The organism is Serratia sp. ME47, from assembly GCF_903970925.1.
Classification (GTDB): domain Bacteria; phylum Pseudomonadota; class Gammaproteobacteria; order Enterobacterales; family Enterobacteriaceae; genus Serratia; species Serratia ureilytica.
On sequence record NZ_CAJCKE010000041.1, the window covers coordinates 14,014 to 28,988 of the forward strand.

19 protein-coding genes and 1 pseudogene are annotated in these 14,975 nt (G+C 59.4%); 7 read left to right on the forward strand and 13 right to left on the reverse strand.

All coding sequences use genetic code 11. The annotated features are described in order from the left end of the window. Positions 1–18: 18 nt before the first annotated feature. The gene (gene pstB, locus H7A77_RS23900; RefSeq protein ID WP_004941613.1) at positions 19–831 is read left to right on the forward strand and encodes a phosphate ABC transporter ATP-binding protein PstB; all 813 of its coding nucleotides are present in this window, start codon (positions 19–21) and stop codon (positions 829–831) included. 280 nt (positions 832–1,111) lie between these two features. On the opposite strand, the gene H7A77_RS23905 is transcribed toward pstB, so the two are convergent. The 4 genes from H7A77_RS23905 to purM form a co-directional block, all read right to left on the reverse strand. Then, positions 1,112–1,333, reverse strand: coding sequence for a hypothetical protein (locus tag H7A77_RS23905; protein WP_033651536.1), 222 nt, complete (start codon positions 1,331–1,333; stop codon positions 1,112–1,114). Positions 1,334–1,534: 201 nt separating this feature from the next. Beyond that, positions 1,535–2,086 carry a spermidine N1-acetyltransferase gene (gene speG, locus H7A77_RS23910; protein WP_033644040.1) on the reverse strand — a complete coding sequence of 184 codons (552 nt, stop codon included), beginning with the start codon at positions 2,084–2,086 and terminating at the stop codon, positions 1,535–1,537. A 113-nt stretch (positions 2,087–2,199) separates the two neighbouring features. Next, a complete protein-coding gene (gene purN, locus H7A77_RS23915) occupies positions 2,200–2,838 on the reverse strand; it encodes a phosphoribosylglycinamide formyltransferase (protein ID WP_147881080.1) in 639 nt (212 codons plus the stop codon). Continuing rightward, positions 2,838–3,875 (reverse strand): phosphoribosylformylglycinamidine cyclo-ligase, encoded by a 1,038-nt coding sequence (purM, locus tag H7A77_RS23920; RefSeq protein WP_025303843.1) that lies wholly within the window; start codon positions 3,873–3,875, stop codon positions 2,838–2,840. The genes purN and purM overlap by 1 nt, the downstream gene beginning before the upstream one ends. 255 nt (positions 3,876–4,130) lie before the next feature. Here purM and upp point away from each other — a divergent pair, with 255 nt between their 5' ends. Further along, on the forward strand, positions 4,131–4,757 hold the full coding sequence (gene upp / locus H7A77_RS23925; RefSeq protein ID WP_004941642.1) for a uracil phosphoribosyltransferase: 627 nt from the start codon (positions 4,131–4,133) through the stop codon (positions 4,755–4,757). A 76-nt stretch (positions 4,758–4,833) separates the two neighbouring features. Further along, entirely contained in the window at positions 4,834–6,123 is a 1,290-nt protein-coding gene (uraA, locus tag H7A77_RS23930; RefSeq protein ID WP_033651534.1) for a uracil permease, read from the forward strand. Between the two features lie 47 nt (positions 6,124–6,170). On the opposite strand, the gene H7A77_RS23935 is transcribed toward uraA, so the two are convergent. Further along, a complete protein-coding gene (locus H7A77_RS23935) occupies positions 6,171–6,419 on the reverse strand; it encodes a GlsB/YeaQ/YmgE family stress response membrane protein (RefSeq protein ID WP_016926728.1) in 249 nt (82 codons plus the stop codon). Between the two features lie 33 nt (positions 6,420–6,452). Then, a complete protein-coding gene (locus H7A77_RS23940) occupies positions 6,453–6,968 on the reverse strand; it encodes a hypothetical protein (RefSeq protein WP_016926729.1) in 516 nt (171 codons plus the stop codon). A 272-nt stretch (positions 6,969–7,240) separates the two neighbouring features. Here H7A77_RS23940 and hda point away from each other — a divergent pair, with 272 nt between their 5' ends. Next, a complete protein-coding gene (gene hda, locus H7A77_RS23945; protein ID WP_025159568.1) occupies positions 7,241–7,942 on the forward strand; it encodes a DnaA inactivator Hda in 702 nt (233 codons plus the stop codon). Between the two features lie 13 nt (positions 7,943–7,955). On the opposite strand, the gene H7A77_RS23950 is transcribed toward hda, so the two are convergent. From H7A77_RS23950 to H7A77_RS23965, 4 genes are all read right to left on the reverse strand, one after another. Then, the gene (locus H7A77_RS23950; RefSeq protein ID WP_033644020.1) at positions 7,956–8,495 is read right to left on the reverse strand and encodes an AlpA family transcriptional regulator; all 540 of its coding nucleotides are present in this window, start codon (positions 8,493–8,495) and stop codon (positions 7,956–7,958) included. A gap of 13 nt (positions 8,496–8,508) precedes the next feature. Next, complete coding sequence (locus H7A77_RS23955; RefSeq protein WP_033644019.1) at positions 8,509–8,739, reverse strand: hypothetical protein; 231 nt, start codon at positions 8,737–8,739, stop codon at positions 8,509–8,511. 200 nt (positions 8,740–8,939) lie between these two features. Further along, positions 8,940–9,293, reverse strand: coding sequence for an arsenate reductase (glutaredoxin) (gene arsC / locus H7A77_RS23960; RefSeq protein ID WP_004941660.1), 354 nt, complete (start codon positions 9,291–9,293; stop codon positions 8,940–8,942). A gap of 20 nt (positions 9,294–9,313) precedes the next feature. Further along, positions 9,314–10,783 carry a M48 family metallopeptidase gene (locus H7A77_RS23965; RefSeq protein WP_033651532.1) on the reverse strand — a complete coding sequence of 490 codons (1,470 nt, stop codon included), beginning with the start codon at positions 10,781–10,783 and terminating at the stop codon, positions 9,314–9,316. 340 nt (positions 10,784–11,123) lie between these two features. Here H7A77_RS23965 and H7A77_RS23970 point away from each other — a divergent pair, with 340 nt between their 5' ends. After that, on the forward strand, positions 11,124–11,663 hold the full coding sequence (locus H7A77_RS23970) for an Rrf2 family transcriptional regulator (RefSeq protein WP_033644016.1): 540 nt from the start codon (positions 11,124–11,126) through the stop codon (positions 11,661–11,663). Between the two features lie 159 nt (positions 11,664–11,822). After that, a complete protein-coding gene (locus H7A77_RS23975) occupies positions 11,823–13,031 on the forward strand; it encodes an NAD(P)/FAD-dependent oxidoreductase (RefSeq protein WP_182074739.1) in 1,209 nt (402 codons plus the stop codon). Positions 13,032–13,065: 34 nt separating this feature from the next. Here the strand turns inward: H7A77_RS23975 and H7A77_RS23980 are convergent, their stop codons facing one another. After that, positions 13,066–13,527, reverse strand: coding sequence for an Lrp/AsnC family transcriptional regulator (locus H7A77_RS23980; protein WP_021504394.1), 462 nt, complete (start codon positions 13,525–13,527; stop codon positions 13,066–13,068). Positions 13,528–13,719: 192 nt separating this feature from the next. Between H7A77_RS23980 and H7A77_RS23985 the strand changes: the two genes are divergently transcribed. Beyond that, entirely contained in the window at positions 13,720–14,337 is a 618-nt protein-coding gene (locus tag H7A77_RS23985) for a LysE family translocator (RefSeq protein ID WP_089192119.1), read from the forward strand. Positions 14,338–14,339: 2 nt separating this feature from the next. Here the strand turns inward: H7A77_RS23985 and H7A77_RS23990 are convergent, their stop codons facing one another. After that, positions 14,340–14,792: a GNAT family N-acetyltransferase gene (locus H7A77_RS23990; protein WP_089192118.1), complete on the reverse strand. Its 453-nt coding sequence runs from the start codon at positions 14,790–14,792 to the stop codon at positions 14,340–14,342. A 43-nt stretch (positions 14,793–14,835) separates the two neighbouring features. After that, positions 14,836–14,975, reverse strand: a pseudogene (locus H7A77_RS25675) (cupin domain-containing protein); the annotation flags it as partial.

Here is a 14,975-nt window from a genome sequence, read left to right on the forward strand (position 1 = left end):
ATTTTTGGGGAGTGCGTAATGGGTTTGATGACGCCAGGCAGTTTGCCCCGGCTGGATGTCCAGCATCTCGACGATGAACAGACCGCGCTGGCGGTCAACGGCCTGAACCTGTTTTATGGTGACAAACAGGTGCTGCACGATATCTCGCTGCGTATCCCGAAACACCGGGTAACGGCCCTGATCGGCCCTTCGGGCTGCGGCAAATCGACGCTGCTGCGCTGTTTCAACCGCATGAACGATCTGGTGGACAACTGCCGCATCGAGGGCGAACTGCAGCTGAACGGCGCGGCGATCTCCGGCGCGCAGATCGACGTGGCGGCGCTGCGGCGGCGAGTGGGCATGGTGTTCCAGCGGCCGAACCCGTTCCCGAAATCGATCTATGAAAACGTGGTGTACGGCCTGCGCTTGCAGGGCGTGCGCGACCGGCGCTTGCTGGATGAAGCGGTGGAGCGTTCGCTGCGCGCCGCCGCGCTGTGGCATGAGGTGAAGGACCGGCTGCGCGAAAACGCCTTCCGCTTGTCCAGCGGCCAGCAGCAGCGCCTGGTGATCGCGCGCGCCATCGCCATCGAGCCGGAAGTGCTGTTGCTCGACGAGCCGACTTCGGCGCTGGATCCGATCTCCACGCTGACCATCGAAGAGCTGATTTCGGCGCTGAAGCAGCGCTATAGCGTGGTGCTGGTGACGCACAACATGCAGCAAGCGGCGCGCGTCTCCGACTACACCGCCTTTATTCATCAGGGGCGGCTGGTGGAATACAACGACACCGACGCCATTTTCACGTCGCCGCGCCAGCGCCGCACCGAGGATTATATTACCGGGCGGTATGGGTGAGGGGAGAGCGACGGAGGTTTTCGCTCCGTCGCCGGCAATGGCCGTTGCAGTCGGCCTGCGTCTGCTGTTTTATTTTACCCGCGCATTAAGCCGGCATGAATTAATGCATGGCATAAGTCTGATTGCCGGCGAGTTTGTTTTATTCATCTTTCATCATGTGGAATTCAATCCATTCTCTGCAATTTATTATCAACCACAATTATGTTGTCGGTGATGATCAATATAATTTTTCATGTCGATAATGGCTGTGGCGGGCTCGGCGGTGCTGAAATGGTAATCCTTAATGCGCGCGGCCTTTAGCCGTAACCCGCAATACCAACCCCACCAACAACAACGCAGCGCCCGAGGCATAGAGCGGGAACCAGCGCGTCCACCAGAGCGGGGAAAACAGCGGGGTGCTGTTGGGATCTGCAGGCGCGTAGCCGCTATAGGTATTTAGACCGGCGGCGATGGCGAGCATCGCCAGGCCGATAAAAAGCAGCAGGTTTGAGACGGTCGTCATGGCATTTTTCCTTTGTAGAGGCAGAGGGTAACTCTTACTATCACTATTAATTATTTTTCGATTAATTATATTGGAGAATATTATTTATTTTCGTATTCATCAGGTTGTTTCCTGACGATAAAATAGCATGCCTTAATACTAGCCACTTATTTCCCAATAAAAAACCCGCCTGGGCGGGTTTTCTCTTTTTCTCGCTAGCAGTCACTTCACCAGCGGCTTATCGCCCGGCGTTTTGAACTTCGCCAGATATTGCGGCTGGAAGATGCACATGCGCAGCACGGTGCGGTATTCGCCGTTGACGAAGAACTCGTCGATCAGCTCGCCTTCCACGTTAAAGCCCAGCTTGCTGTAGATGTGGATCGCCTTCGGGTTCTCCTTGTCGACGATCAGGTACAGCTTGTACAGGTTCAGCACCGAGAAGCCGTAGTCCATCGCCAGGCGGGCGGCGGTGCTGGCGTAGCCTTTGCCCTGGTGGGCGGGATCGATGATGATCTGGAATTCTGCGCGGCGGTGGATGTGATCGATCTCCACCAGTTCCACCAGGCCGACCTTGGCGCCTTCGTGCTCGATGATAAAGCGGCGCTCGCTCTGATCGTGGATGTGTTTGTCGTAGAGATCGGAAAGCTCGACAAAGGCTTCGTAGGGTTCTTCAAACCAATAGCGCATAACGCTGGCGTTGTTGTCCATCTGGTGGACGAACGACAGATCGTCCCGTTCCAATGGGCGTAACCTGACGCTGGCAGTGCTGGACATGTGGGCTCCTCTGTGCCGTGAAATTGTGCAAAGTATAACTTCACAGAATGGATGAAGGCGAAAAAAAACGGCGCCGCGTGGGCGCCGTTTAGGCAAGGTTCAGGCTGCGCGCATCAGTCGGCGGCGTGGCCCTGCGCCGGCAGGCGTTCGCCGTCCAGCCAGGCGACGCCGTCGCGCATCGCCAGGCGGCCGTCGACGAACCAGCTCACCACCAGTGGATAGATCGTGTGTTCCTGGGTTTGCACCCGTTCAACCACGTCATCCTCCTCGTCGTCAGTGAAAATCGGCACCTTGGCCTGCAAAATCACCGGGCCGCCGTCGAGCTGTTCGGTCACGAAGTGCACCGAGGTGCCGTGTTCGCTGTCGCCGTTGTCGATGGCCTGACGATGTGTATGCAGCCCCGGGTATTTCGGCAGCAGGGAAGGGTGGATGTTCAGCATGCGGCCGGCATAGCGCTGCACGAACTGCGGGCTGAGGATACGCATGTAGCCGGCCAGCACCACCAGATCGGGCTGGTACTGGTCGATGGCGTCCGCCAACGCGGCGTCGAACGCCGTGCGATCGGCGTAGGCCTTGGCATCCAGCGCCTGGGCGGCGATGCCCGCCGCTTCGGCGCGTTGCAGGCCATATGCCTGCGCCTTGTTGCTGAACACCGCCACGATTTCGGCGGCGATGCGGCCCTGCTGGCAGGCGTCAATCAGCGCCTGGAGATTGCTCCCCTGGCCGGAGACCAACACCACGATCTTTTTCATCAGTTGATGACCACTTGTTGTTCGTCGGAAGAGGCGGTCAGTTTACCGATTTTCCACGCTTTTTCACCTGCCGCGGTCAGCAGCGCGATGGCCGCTTCCACTTCGGCTTCCGGCAGGGCGATGACCATGCCTACGCCGCAGTTGAAGGTGCGATACATTTCATGACGGCTGACGTTACCGGCCTGCTGCAGCCAGGTGAACACCGCCGGCCACTGCCAGCTGGCTTCGTCGATCACCGCTTGCATGCCTTCCGGCAGCACGCGTGGAATGTTTTCCCAGAAGCCGCCGCCGGTGAGGTGAGCGATGGCGTGTACGTCAGCCTTCTCGATCAGCTCCAGCACGGACTTCACGTAAATCTTGGTCGGTGCCAGCAGGTGGTCGGCCAGCGGTTTGCCTTCCAGCTGAGTGGCGGTCGGATCGGTGTTGCTCACTTCCAGGATTTTGCGCACCAGCGAGTAGCCGTTGGAGTGCGGGCCGGAAGCGCCCAGGGCGATCAGCGCATCGCCGGACTGCACTTTGCTGCCGTCAATGATCTCGGATTTTTCGACCACGCCGACGCAGAAACCGGCCACGTCGTAGTCTTCGCCGTGGTACATGCCCGGCATTTCAGCGGTTTCGCCGCCCACCAGCGCACAGCCGGACTGTTTGCAGCCCTCGGCGATGCCGGTGATCACGCTGGCCGCGGTGTCCACATCCAGCTTGCCGGTCGCGTAGTAGTCGAGGAAGAACAGCGGCTCGGCGCCCTGAACCACCAGATCGTTGACGCACATCGCCACCAGATCGATGCCGATGGTGTCGTGGCGTTTCAGATCCATCGCCAGACGCAGCTTGGTGCCCACGCCGTCGGTACCGGAAACCAGCACCGGCTCGCGGTATTTCTGCGGCAACGCACACAGGGCGCCAAACCCGCCCAGACCGCCCATCACTTCCGGGCGACGGGTCTGTTTAACTACACCTTTGATGCGATCTACCAATGCGTTGCCTGCATCGATATCGACACCTGCGTCTTTATAGCTGAGAGAGGTTTTGTCGGTCACTGCGCGATTCCCCACGACGATTTGCGGTTTGAAAACTGTGCTTCCGATGTTGATTCCGGAATAAGGCGCGGCAATTCTAACAGCGCAGGCAAACGTTTGCGAGCGGCTTGTGAACCGGCTCCGCTTTTTCGTCATCTATACTGATATTCAAACTTTTGTTGATCCCGATCGGGCTATTGTGGGTGGCGCGGCGAAAAAAAGGAGGTATAATCCCGCGATTTTTTTGGCCGCAACCACCTTAATAGGAGAAAAATGATGAAGATCGTTGAGGTGAAACACCCGCTGGTAAAACACAAGCTTGGCCTGATGCGCGAAAATGACATCAGCACCAAACGCTTCCGTGAGCTGGCCTCAGAAGTGGGTAGTTTACTGACCTATGAAGCGACCGCCGATCTGGAGACGGAAAAAGTCACCATCGAAGGCTGGTGCGGGCCAGTTGAAGTGGATCAGATCAAAGGGAAAAAGATTACCGTAGTGCCAATCCTGCGCGCAGGCCTGGGCATGATGGAAGGGGTGCTGGAGCACGTGCCGAGCGCGCGCATCAGTGTAGTGGGCGTATACCGCGACGAAGAAACCCTGGAGCCGGTGCCGTACTTCCAGAAGCTGGTTTCCAACATCGAAGAGCGCATGGCGCTGGTCGTCGACCCGATGCTGGCCACCGGCGGTTCGATGATCGCCACTATCGATCTGCTGAAGAAAGCCGGCTGCCACAGCATCAAGGTGCTGGTTCTGGTCGCGGCGCCGGAAGGCATCGCCGCGCTGGAGAAAGCGCATCCGGACGTTGAGCTGTACACTGCCTCCATCGATCAGTGTCTGAACGACAAGGGCTATATCGTGCCTGGCCTGGGCGATGCGGGCGACAAGATATTTGGTACTAAGTAAACATTTGAGCCGACTTAACGAGTCGGCTTTTTTTTGACTAAAACCTATAAAACCAATAAACCGAGGAAAAGCACACATGACCCGTCGCGCCATCGGCGTCAGCGAGCGCCCGCCGCTGCTCCAGACCATTCCGCTCAGCTTCCAGCACCTGTTCGCCATGTTTGGCGCCACCGTGCTGGTGCCTATCCTGTTCAAGATCAACCCGGCGACCGTGCTGTTGTTCAACGGCATCGGCACGCTGCTGTATCTGTTCATCTGTAAAGGCAAGATCCCGGCCTACCTCGGTTCCAGCTTCGCGTTTATCTCGCCGGTGTTGCTGCTGTTGCCGCTCGGTTACGAAGTGGCGTTGGGCGGTTTCATCATGTGCGGCGTGCTGTTCTGCCTGGTGGCGCTGATCGTGAAAAAGGCCGGCACCGGCTGGCTGGACGTGATGTTCCCGCCGGCGGCGATGGGGGCGATCGTCGCCGTCATCGGCCTGGAGTTGGCGGGCGTGGCGGCCAATATGGCGGGGCTGCTGCCGGCGGAAGGCGCCAGCGCCGACTCGACCACCATCACCATTTCGCTGGTGACGCTGGCGGTCACGGTGCTCGGCTCGGTGCTGTTCCGCGGCTTCCTGGCGATTATCCCGATCCTGATCGGCGTGCTGGTGGGCTATGCGCTGTCGTTCTTCATGGGCGTGGTGGATTTGACCCCGATCCGCGAGGCGCACTGGTTCGCGTTGCCGACCTTCTACACCCCGCGCTTTGAGTGGTTCGCCATCTTCACCATTCTGCCGGCGGCGCTGGTGGTGATCGCCGAGCACGTCGGCCACCTGGTGGTGACCGCCAACATCGTGAAAAAAGACCTGATCCGCGATCCGGGCCTGCACCGCTCGATGTTCGCCAACGGCATCTCGACGGTATTCTCCGGCTTCTTCGGCTCCACGCCGAACACCACCTACGGCGAGAACATCGGCGTGATGGCCATCACCAAGGTCTACAGCACCTGGGTGATCGGCGGCGCGGCGGTGCTGGCGATCCTGTTGTCCTGCATCGGTAAGCTGGCGGCGGCGATCCAGGCGGTGCCGGTGCCGGTGATGGGCGGCGTTTCGCTGCTGCTGTACGGTGTGATCGGCGCTTCGGGCATTCGCGTGCTGATCGAATCCAAAGTGGATTATAACAAAGCGCAGAACCTGATTTTGACCTCGGTGATCCTGATCATCGGCGTGAGCGGCGCCAAGGTGCACATCGGCGCGGCGGAGCTGAAAGGCATGGCGCTGGCGACCATCGTCGGCATTGGCCTGAGCCTGCTGTTCAAGGTCATCAGCCTGTTCCGCAAGGAAGAAGAGGTGCTTGACGCGCCGGACGAATCGGCGGAGCAGAAGTAACGAAAAGGGCAGCCCAGGGGCTGCCCTTTTGACTTATGGCATTCGCCTTAGCTGCGAATTTTGCGGTACACGAACAGCACCACGATGGCGCCGATAACCGCCACCACGAAGCTGCCGAAGTTGAAGCCGTCAACCTTGCCGTAGCCGAAGAAGGTGCTGATATAGCCGCCGACCACGGCGCCGATGATCCCCAGCACGACGGTCAGAATAAAGCCGCCGCCGTCTTTGCCGGGCATGATCCACTTAGCCAAAATACCGGCGATCAGGCCGAAGATAATCCAGGAAATAATCCCCATTTACTGCTCCTTTCTTTGGTGGCTGAGAATAGCTTACTGCTGGGTGGCCGGCTGAGTATTGCCGTTCACCGCCGCATCGGTCTCTTGTTTCAACTCTTGCGCTTTGTTTTCGGCGCTGTTCTTGATGGCTTCGGTCTTCGCCTTGGCCTGCTCGGTCAGATCGTTGGCGCCGTTGATGGCGTCGTTTTTGATGGCCTTGGCCTGATCCACCAACTGCTGGCTCTGTTTGCCTGCGTCGTCTTTGATCGCGGCGGCTTTGGCCTTGGCGTCGTTGGTGATGGCGTCCGCCTGCTTGGCGGCGTCTTCTTTAATCGCCGAAGCTTTGTCTTTCAGCTGATCCGCCTGAGTGGCGGCCTCTTTTTTGATTTCATCCGCCGTCGCTTTCGCTTTGTCCGTCAGATCGTCCGCTTTTTTCTGGGCGGCGTCTTTCATCTGCTCGGCGCTGTCTTTGGCTTTATCCAGGTTGGCGTCAACCTTGGAGGAGTCATCACAGCCGGCAACCAACAACCCGATAAAGGAGGCCAACAGCACTTTATTCCATACTTTCATCGTCTATATCCTTGCAGAAACCTTGTTGATGGTGATTGCATTTAGCCTACCTATACTAGGTCAGATTTTACTTAAATTACAAATTTAACCTGCGCAGGCATGGAGTTAGGGAATGATATCGGATAATTCTTGCCTCGGCGGGCGCCGCCGCCGATCAAGCAGCGCTTAGGCATTGTTCACTATTGCGGCATAAGATCCTGCCGGTTCAACAGCGCCCGTTTTCTGTGTTAAACTGCCCACGTTTTTCTGCCAGTTTTGGTTGAGGTGCTTCTCTGAATACGCCGGCACAGCTTTCACTGCCACTTTATCTTCCCGATGATGAAACTTTCGCCAGTTTTTATCCGGGCGAGAACCCATCCCTATTAGCCGCGATCCAATCCGCCGTCCGTCAGGAACATGGCAGCTATATCTATTTCTGGTCGCGTGAAGGCGGCGGGCGCAGCCATCTGCTGCATGCGGCCTGCGCCGAGCTTTCGCAGAAAGGCGAAGCGGTGGGCTATGTGCCGCTCGACAAGCGCGCCTACTTCGTGCCTGAAGTGTTGGACGGCATGGAGCAGCTGGCGCTGGTCTGCATCGACAATATCGAATGCATCGCCGGCGACGAAGAGTGGGAGATGGCGATCTTCAACCTCTACAACCGCATCCTGGAAACCGGCCGCACCCGTTTGTTCATCACCGGGGATCGTCCGCCGCGTCAGCTGAACCTGCGTTTACCTGATCTGGCTTCGCGCCTGGACTGGGGGCAGATCTACAAGCTGCAGCCGCTGTCGGACGAAGAGAAACTGCTGGCGCTGCAGCTGCGCGGCAAACTGCGCGGCTTCGAGCTGCCGGAAGACGTGGGCCGCTTCCTGTTGAAACGGCTGGATCGCGAGATGCGCACGCTGTTTATGACCCTCGATCAACTCGATCGCGCCTCGATTACCGCCCAACGCAAGCTTACCATCCCGTTCGTTAAAGAGATCCTGGGGCTGTAACGGGCTAATCTGCCTATTTTTCCGCGTGTTCCAGCAGGGAGCAGTAGTGCTCAACCTGCTGGCGTTGCCGATCGTTTCGCAGTTGCAAAGCGAGATTGATATGTTCCAGACACTGCGCATTGTCTGCAAGCCGTGGGTCGATTTTCCCCTGCTGTGCCAACCAGGCCGCCACGTCAGCCCAGCGCCACAGCGGTGAGGCGCCGCCGAGCCGTTGAATGGGGGAAGGGAAGCCGCCGGGGCCGCGAGTTCCGTCTTTTAGCATGGCGATCGCCTGACGCGACAGTTCGGTGAGCTCGGCAATATCGCTTAATCCCACCAGACTGGAGTCCACCGATATCACCTTGGCGCCGATATTTGCGGATTCAATATCGCTGATGGCGCTGCAAATCGCGTGCGCAAAGTTATCGCTTTCTCGATCGAACTCCAGGTAAACGGCTTTACCGTAGAAACAGATCAGCGCGTCATCGCATCCCGCCGCATACAGCGCATCTTCCAGCCCGGCGGTATCGGCGGTGACCCCATCCAGCGTCAATGAGAAATGATAGAGCGTCATGGTGATTCTCCGGTTATTTTTTCTGCGACAGCGCCAGGCAGTGATCGACTTTGCGCCGAATCTGTTTGGCATGTACCTCTGGGTTTTTTGGCGTGCTCCAGATGCTCATCATATGTTCTTGATGCCCGGCAAAGGCGCAATGTAGTCGGCCAAATGCGTGCCCCTTGCTGGGCCGAAAATGCCAACCCTGAGAAAGGGCGTAAGCTAATGCCGCCTGAATGTGCTTGTCTGGGTGTTTTTTCATCGCTCGTCCAGTGATGCGATCAGGGTAGGTGGGGTGTTGACGATTGTCAACGGCTGTTTCACCGAGAGATTTGGCGTTTGCGCAGCATAGCAGCGAAAGAAGACTGTGATGATAAAAAGTATTTATATAACAATTAATTAAAAATAGCCCTGTTCAGGGCTATTGGTATTTTGCGGTTCAATAAGAGATTTGCCGGACGATTACAAAATCTCCAGCACCTGCTCCGGCGGCCGGCCGATGCGCGCCTTGCTGCCTTTCACCACGATCGGGCGTTCGATCAGTTTCGGGTTCGCCGTCATCGCCGCCAGCAGTTGCTCTTCGCTCAGGCTGTCGTCCGCCAGCTTCAATTCCTTGTACAGATCTTCTTTTTTGCGCATCAGCTCGCGCGCCGATGTGAAGCCCAGTTCCTTCAACAGTTTTTTCAGCTCATCGACCGTAGGGGGCGTTTCGAGGTACAGCACCACCTTGGGATCGACGCCGTGCTGTTCCAGCAGCGCCAGGGTTTCACGGCTCTTGGAGCAGCGCGGGTTGTGGTAAATCGTGACGTTTTTCATGGCGTTCATTCCTTGTTGAATCAGCTGCGCTGGTATTGGCGGAAGCGCTGTTGCAGTTGGCGCAGCTGGTCGATGCGCGCATCGTAGCGCGCCTGTTTCAGGCTGCCGAGTTTCTGCAGCGAGCTGGCATTGCTGAGCAGGCCGATAGCCTGATCGAGCCGGCCGTTCAGCGCCAGGCTTTCGGCGCGGGCCGACAGCTCTTCATCGCGCAGCCCCTGAGCGGCGCTGGCCTGCGCCAGCAGATCCCAGCCGTTCGGATCGTCCGGATGGGCAAAGGTGTAGCGGTTCAGGATCTTCGACGCCTGCGCCGGCTGGTTGCCTTCGACATAGGCGTTGGCCAGGTTGAGTTGCAGCACCGGGTTGTTGTTCTGGGCGGCGTTGGCCGCCTGCAGGCGGGCGATGGCCTGCGGCGCGCGTTTCTGGCCGAGATCGATATCGGTCATCAGGTCAATCAGCCAGACGTTTTTCGCATCCTGCGCCAGCATCGGTTGAATGATGTTGCGCGCGTCGTCGTATTTTTTCGCTTCATAGAACAGGATGGCGCGGCCGTATTTGGCGGCCGCCTGTTCGCGCACGTTCCCCTTGCTGAGCGAGCCGAGCAGCTCTTCGTTCAGGCCATAGCCTTCCGAGCTGTACATGCCCAGTGCGCGCACCTTGGCCATCAGGTAATCCTGCGAAGACTGCACGATGTGTTTCTGCATCTGGTTGGCGCGGTTGCGCGCGTCGGAGAGACGGCTGTCCGGCAGCGGGTGCGTCAGCAGCATTTCCGGCGGCTTGGAGGCGTAACGCGACTGATCCGAGAGTTTCTGCAGGAAGTCGGGCATCGCTTCCGGATCGAAACCGGCGCGCTGCAGCACCTGAATGCCGATGCGATCGGCTTCCTGTTCGTTCGATTGGGTAAAGCTGATCATGCCCTGCTGGGTGCCGGCCATGGTGCCGCTCAGCGCCGCCATGCCCATGGTCGGGTTGGCCATCGCCAGCAGGATGGAACCAAGCGCGCCCACCCAGGTCAACGGGGCGTTGCGTTGCTGATCTTCCATTGCGCGCGCCAGGTGGCGCTGGGTGACGTGCGAGATTTCGTGCGCCAGCACCGAGGCCAGCTGGCTTTCGTTGTCGCTGACGCGGAACAGGGCGGAATGCAGCACCACGTTGCCGCCGAAGAAGGCGAAGGCGTTGATTTCGTCGTTGCGCACCAGATAGAAATGGAACGGCGTGCGCACCGAATAGGCGCTGGCCACCAGCCGGTTGCCCAGTTGGTTGATGTATTGACTCAGTAGCGGATCGTTGATCAGCGGGGCGCTGGCGCGTAGTTGGCGCACGTAGAAGTCGCCCATCGCCAGCTCTTGTCCGATGCTCAGGGTGCCGCCGGCGGAGGTGCCCATATCCGGCAACTGGTCCTGGCTTTCCGCCTGTGCTGGCGCCAGGGCGGTGGCGTTCAACGTGCCGAGCAACAGCACCGCTAACGCGGTTTTGGTCAACCGGTTGGTCATAGTCAGGCGTTTCCCTTAAATAATCATTTCTAAGACGTCAGCAGCAGACAAGAGTTCTTTATTCCCACGGCGCGATCCGCGTGAAAGTGCGGCGGATCACAAACCGCCGCGACGGCAATCATCACATCATAGTCAGCGGCAGGCGACAAGGAAACGTTAGCCGGGGGCGAATAGGGCAAAAAAGTTTTATTTTTCATTTCGAAGGGCGTTTTCTCCGTCGGGAGCGAGACGGAACTTCAATAAAACGCGGATAAAGTTAGTCTGTGTTTTATTGACAAGATAAACGCAGACTCATATAGTCTGCGTTATTGAAGGTTTACTGACGGTCAAAAACGGACATATGGCGTACATCACAACCAGCGTTGAATATGGCATCCACTGCCTGCTGTGGCTGGTCGGCGATAACCAGCGCGCGCTCAGCAGCCGCGAACTCGCCGAACTGCAAGGGATCTCCCCCAGCTTTCTGGCCAAGATTTTCCCCAAGCTGGAAAAGGCGGGCATCGTCGCCGCCAGTGAAGGGGTGCGAGGCGGTTACCGGCTGGCCCGTCCGGCGAAAGAGATCAGCTTTCTGGAGATTATCGACGCCATCGAGGGGCACAAGCCGCTGTTCGATTGCCAGGAGGTGCGCGGGCGCTGTGCGGTGTTCGATGATTCCCCGCCGGAATGGGCGGTCTCCGGCAAATGCGCTATCCATGCGGTGATGCTGCAGGCGGAGAAGGCGATGCGCGATGCGCTGGCGGCGCAGACCCTCGGCGACGTCGCTGCCCGTTTTGGCCGCAAGGCGCCACAGGGCTTCTTCGGCGAGGTCAACATCTGGCTCGACGAGCGCATGACGGAACGCACCGCGCGCAGCGGCAAAACGGCTCGCGCCAAGACCTAAACTCCGCCTTTCCTTAAAACAAAACACATTTTTCCCGCCTCTTCGGAAGGGGCGGGCGGTCCTTCTGCACCCTGCGACGGGAGCGGAACGGCGCCGTTCATCCGAAAAAACTGCGGGCAGCCTCGTCGCCCGGTCAACCCTGTATGAAGGAGTCATCCCATGACGCAGAAAATAGTGATTGCCGGTTCCGGTTTTGCCGGTTTTTGGGCCGCCGTGTCCGCCATGCGCGCCATTACCCTTGCCGGTAAGCATGACGACATCGAGGTGCTGATGGTTTCGCCGACGCCAACGGTCACCATCCGGCCACGCCTGTATGAAGCGGTGCTGGAAAACATGAACCCCGACATTTCCGCGCAGCTCACCGCCGTCGGTGCACGGCACCTGGCCGGGACGGTGGAACGTATCGACGCCGCCGCCAAAACGCTCAGGGTGGTGCCGGCGGTGGGGGAACCCCTTGAGTTGGCCTACGATCGTTTGGTGTGGGCCACCGGCAGTCGGCTTTCCGTGCCTGCGGTGCCGGGCTTTGCCGAATACGGTTTCAACGTCGATACGCTGGAAAGCGCACAGCGCTTGGGCGCTCATATCAAAGCGCTGGCGGCCAAACCGTCAACGCCGGCGCGCAACACCGCCGTGGTGGTGGGAGCGGGGCTGACCGGGCTGGAGAGCGCCGCGGAGATGCCGCAGCGGCTGCGCGATGCGCTGGGGCAAAACGAGAATGTGCGCGTGGTGATCGTCGATAGCGCCCCGGAAGTGGGCGCAGGAATGGGCGCGGAGCCGGGGGCGGTGATTCGCCAGGCGCTGGCGGAGTGCGGCGTGGAAGCGCGAGCCGGCCTGCGCGTTTCGGCTATCGATGCCGAGGGGGTGATGCTGTCGAACGGTGAGCGCATCGCCGCCAACACGGTGATCCTGGCGGCAGGCGTGCGTGCGCATCCGCTGACCGAGCAAATCCCCGGCGAACGTGACGCTAATGGCCGAGTGATCGGCGACGCCTTCCTGCGCGCGCCTGCGGCGGCGGGCATTTTCGTGACCGGCGATACGGTGAAAGTGGCGACCGACGATCTCGGTAACCACAATCTGATGACCTGCCAGCATGCGATGAGCCTCGGCCGCGTCGCCGGTCACAATGCGGCGGCGGAGTTGGTGGGGTTGCCGACGCACCCGTATAGCCAGCCGAAGTATGTGACCTGTCTGGATCTGGGCCCCTGGGGGGCGCTGTATACCGAAGGCTGGCAGCGCCAGGTGCGCTTTACCCGTCAGGAAGGCAAAAAGATTAAACAGGAGATTAACACGCAGTGGATTTACCCACCGGCGGCGGACCGCGAGGCGTTGTTCGCCGTCGCCAATCCGGATTTCGTGATTGTGCCTTAAAAAGATAAAAACGGGAGCGGCAACGCTCCCGTCGTCATTTCCCCAGCGGCAGGAAAGAGCGTTCCGGCACCACGGTTTTCATCACCAGCGTGGAGCTCAGGCGCTGCACGCCCGGCAGGGCGGAGAGCTTCTCGTCGTAAAGCTGCTGGAAGGCGGGCAGATCGCGGGCGATAACGTGCAGCAGATAATCGGGATCGCCAAACAAACGCTGCGCTTGCACCACCTGCGGAATGTCCACCATGGCGTTTTCGAAGGTTTCGACGGCGCGGCGATCGCCTTCGCGCATGGTGACGAACACCAGAGCGGAGAAGTTGTAGCCCAGGCTGCCGGGATCGAGCTGGGCGCGGTAGCCCCTGATCACCCCGGATTCTTCTAATGCGCGTACCCGGCGGTGGCAGGGGGATACGCTCAATCCGATCCGCTCGGCCAGCTCGGTCACCGACAAACGCCCGTCGGTTTGCAGTTCCGCAAGAATTTTGCGATCAATCTTGTCCATTTGGAAAAATTTCCCCGCTTATGCCGATTTCAGGCAAGTAATTGAAAGCACATTTTAACGCCTTGAGGATATTCTTGCCATCTGTTGAACGGTTTTGACGGCCGCCGTCAGGCGGGGGCCGTGCTTATTCTACGAGGAAAACGCGATGGTTCTCTGTTCGGTGCGGCGCTGTGCGTTTGAGAGGGCGCCGGCATGACGCTCGCTCTGTTCGCCGCTTTTTGGGCGGTGTCGATTCTGTTGGTGATCACGCCGGGTATGGATTGGGCTTATGTGATCTCGGCGGGCATTCGCGGCCGGGTGGTGGTGCCCGCCGTCGCCGGTTTGTTGTTCGGCCACCTGCTGATGATTGCGATCGTGGTGGCGGGCGTCGGCGCGTTGCTGGTCGGCAATCCGCTGGCGCTGACGGCGCTCACCTTGCTGGGGGCGGCTTACCTGCTGTGGATCGGTTTCAATATGCTGCTGCATCCGCCGGTGCCCGGCGCCGGTGAAGATCAGCGTTCCGATTCCTGGCTGCGCTGGGCCGGCAAGGGCGTGTGCGTCAGCGGCCTGAACCCCAAGGTGTTTTTGCTGTTTCTGGCGCTGTTGCCGCAGTTTACCGACGTCCGGGCCGAGTGGTCGGTGCCGATGCAGATGCTGGCGTTGGGCGCCGTGCATTTGATCAGCTGCGGCCTGGTGTATCTGCTGGTGGGATTCGGTTCGCAGTCGGTGCTGCGCACGCGCCCGCAGGCAGCGAAGGGAGTGGGGCGCCTCTCCGGTGCGGCGATGATCGTCATCGCGCTCGGGCTGCTGGCCGAGCAGGCGCTGAAATAGCATTACCGTCGGTAGATGTCCGGCCGGGCGATCTGCCAGACAAAGTCGGGGTGGTTGATGGCCGAATAGCCCACTTTCTCATAGAGCCAGGGGGCGGTGCTGGTGACCAGCATGACTCGCCTCAGCTTCGCCATCAGCGGATGGGCCTGGCAGCATTCCGCCAGCCACAGACCCAGCCCGCTTTTTTGATGCGTCTCCAGCACGTACACGTCGCACAGATAGCCGAAAGTGGCGTAATCGGTGACCAGCCGGGCGAAACCGATCTGCCTGGCCTCGTGATATAAACCGAAGCACAGGCTGTGGGTGAGGGACTGGCGGACGGTTTCTTTATCGATTCCCTCCGCCCATGAGGAGCGGGTCAGAAAAGCGTGAATGGCATCGAGATCCAGCAGGGCGGGATCGGTGCTGACGAGATAGTCAGCACGCCGCCACTCCCGTGGGGCAGGGATTGTCATGAGGGTTCTTCTCCTGTGCAAGCGTTAAGATCTGGGCCACCGTTCAGGCGTGCAGTTCGGCGACCGTCATGGTGAAAATAAGCGTGTCTTCGCCCTCGTTGGCGTACCGATGTGGGCCGTCCGTTTTGGCGACCGCCGAACAGCCTGGCGTAATCCTGAGCTCGGTTTGTTCGACGGTAAGGC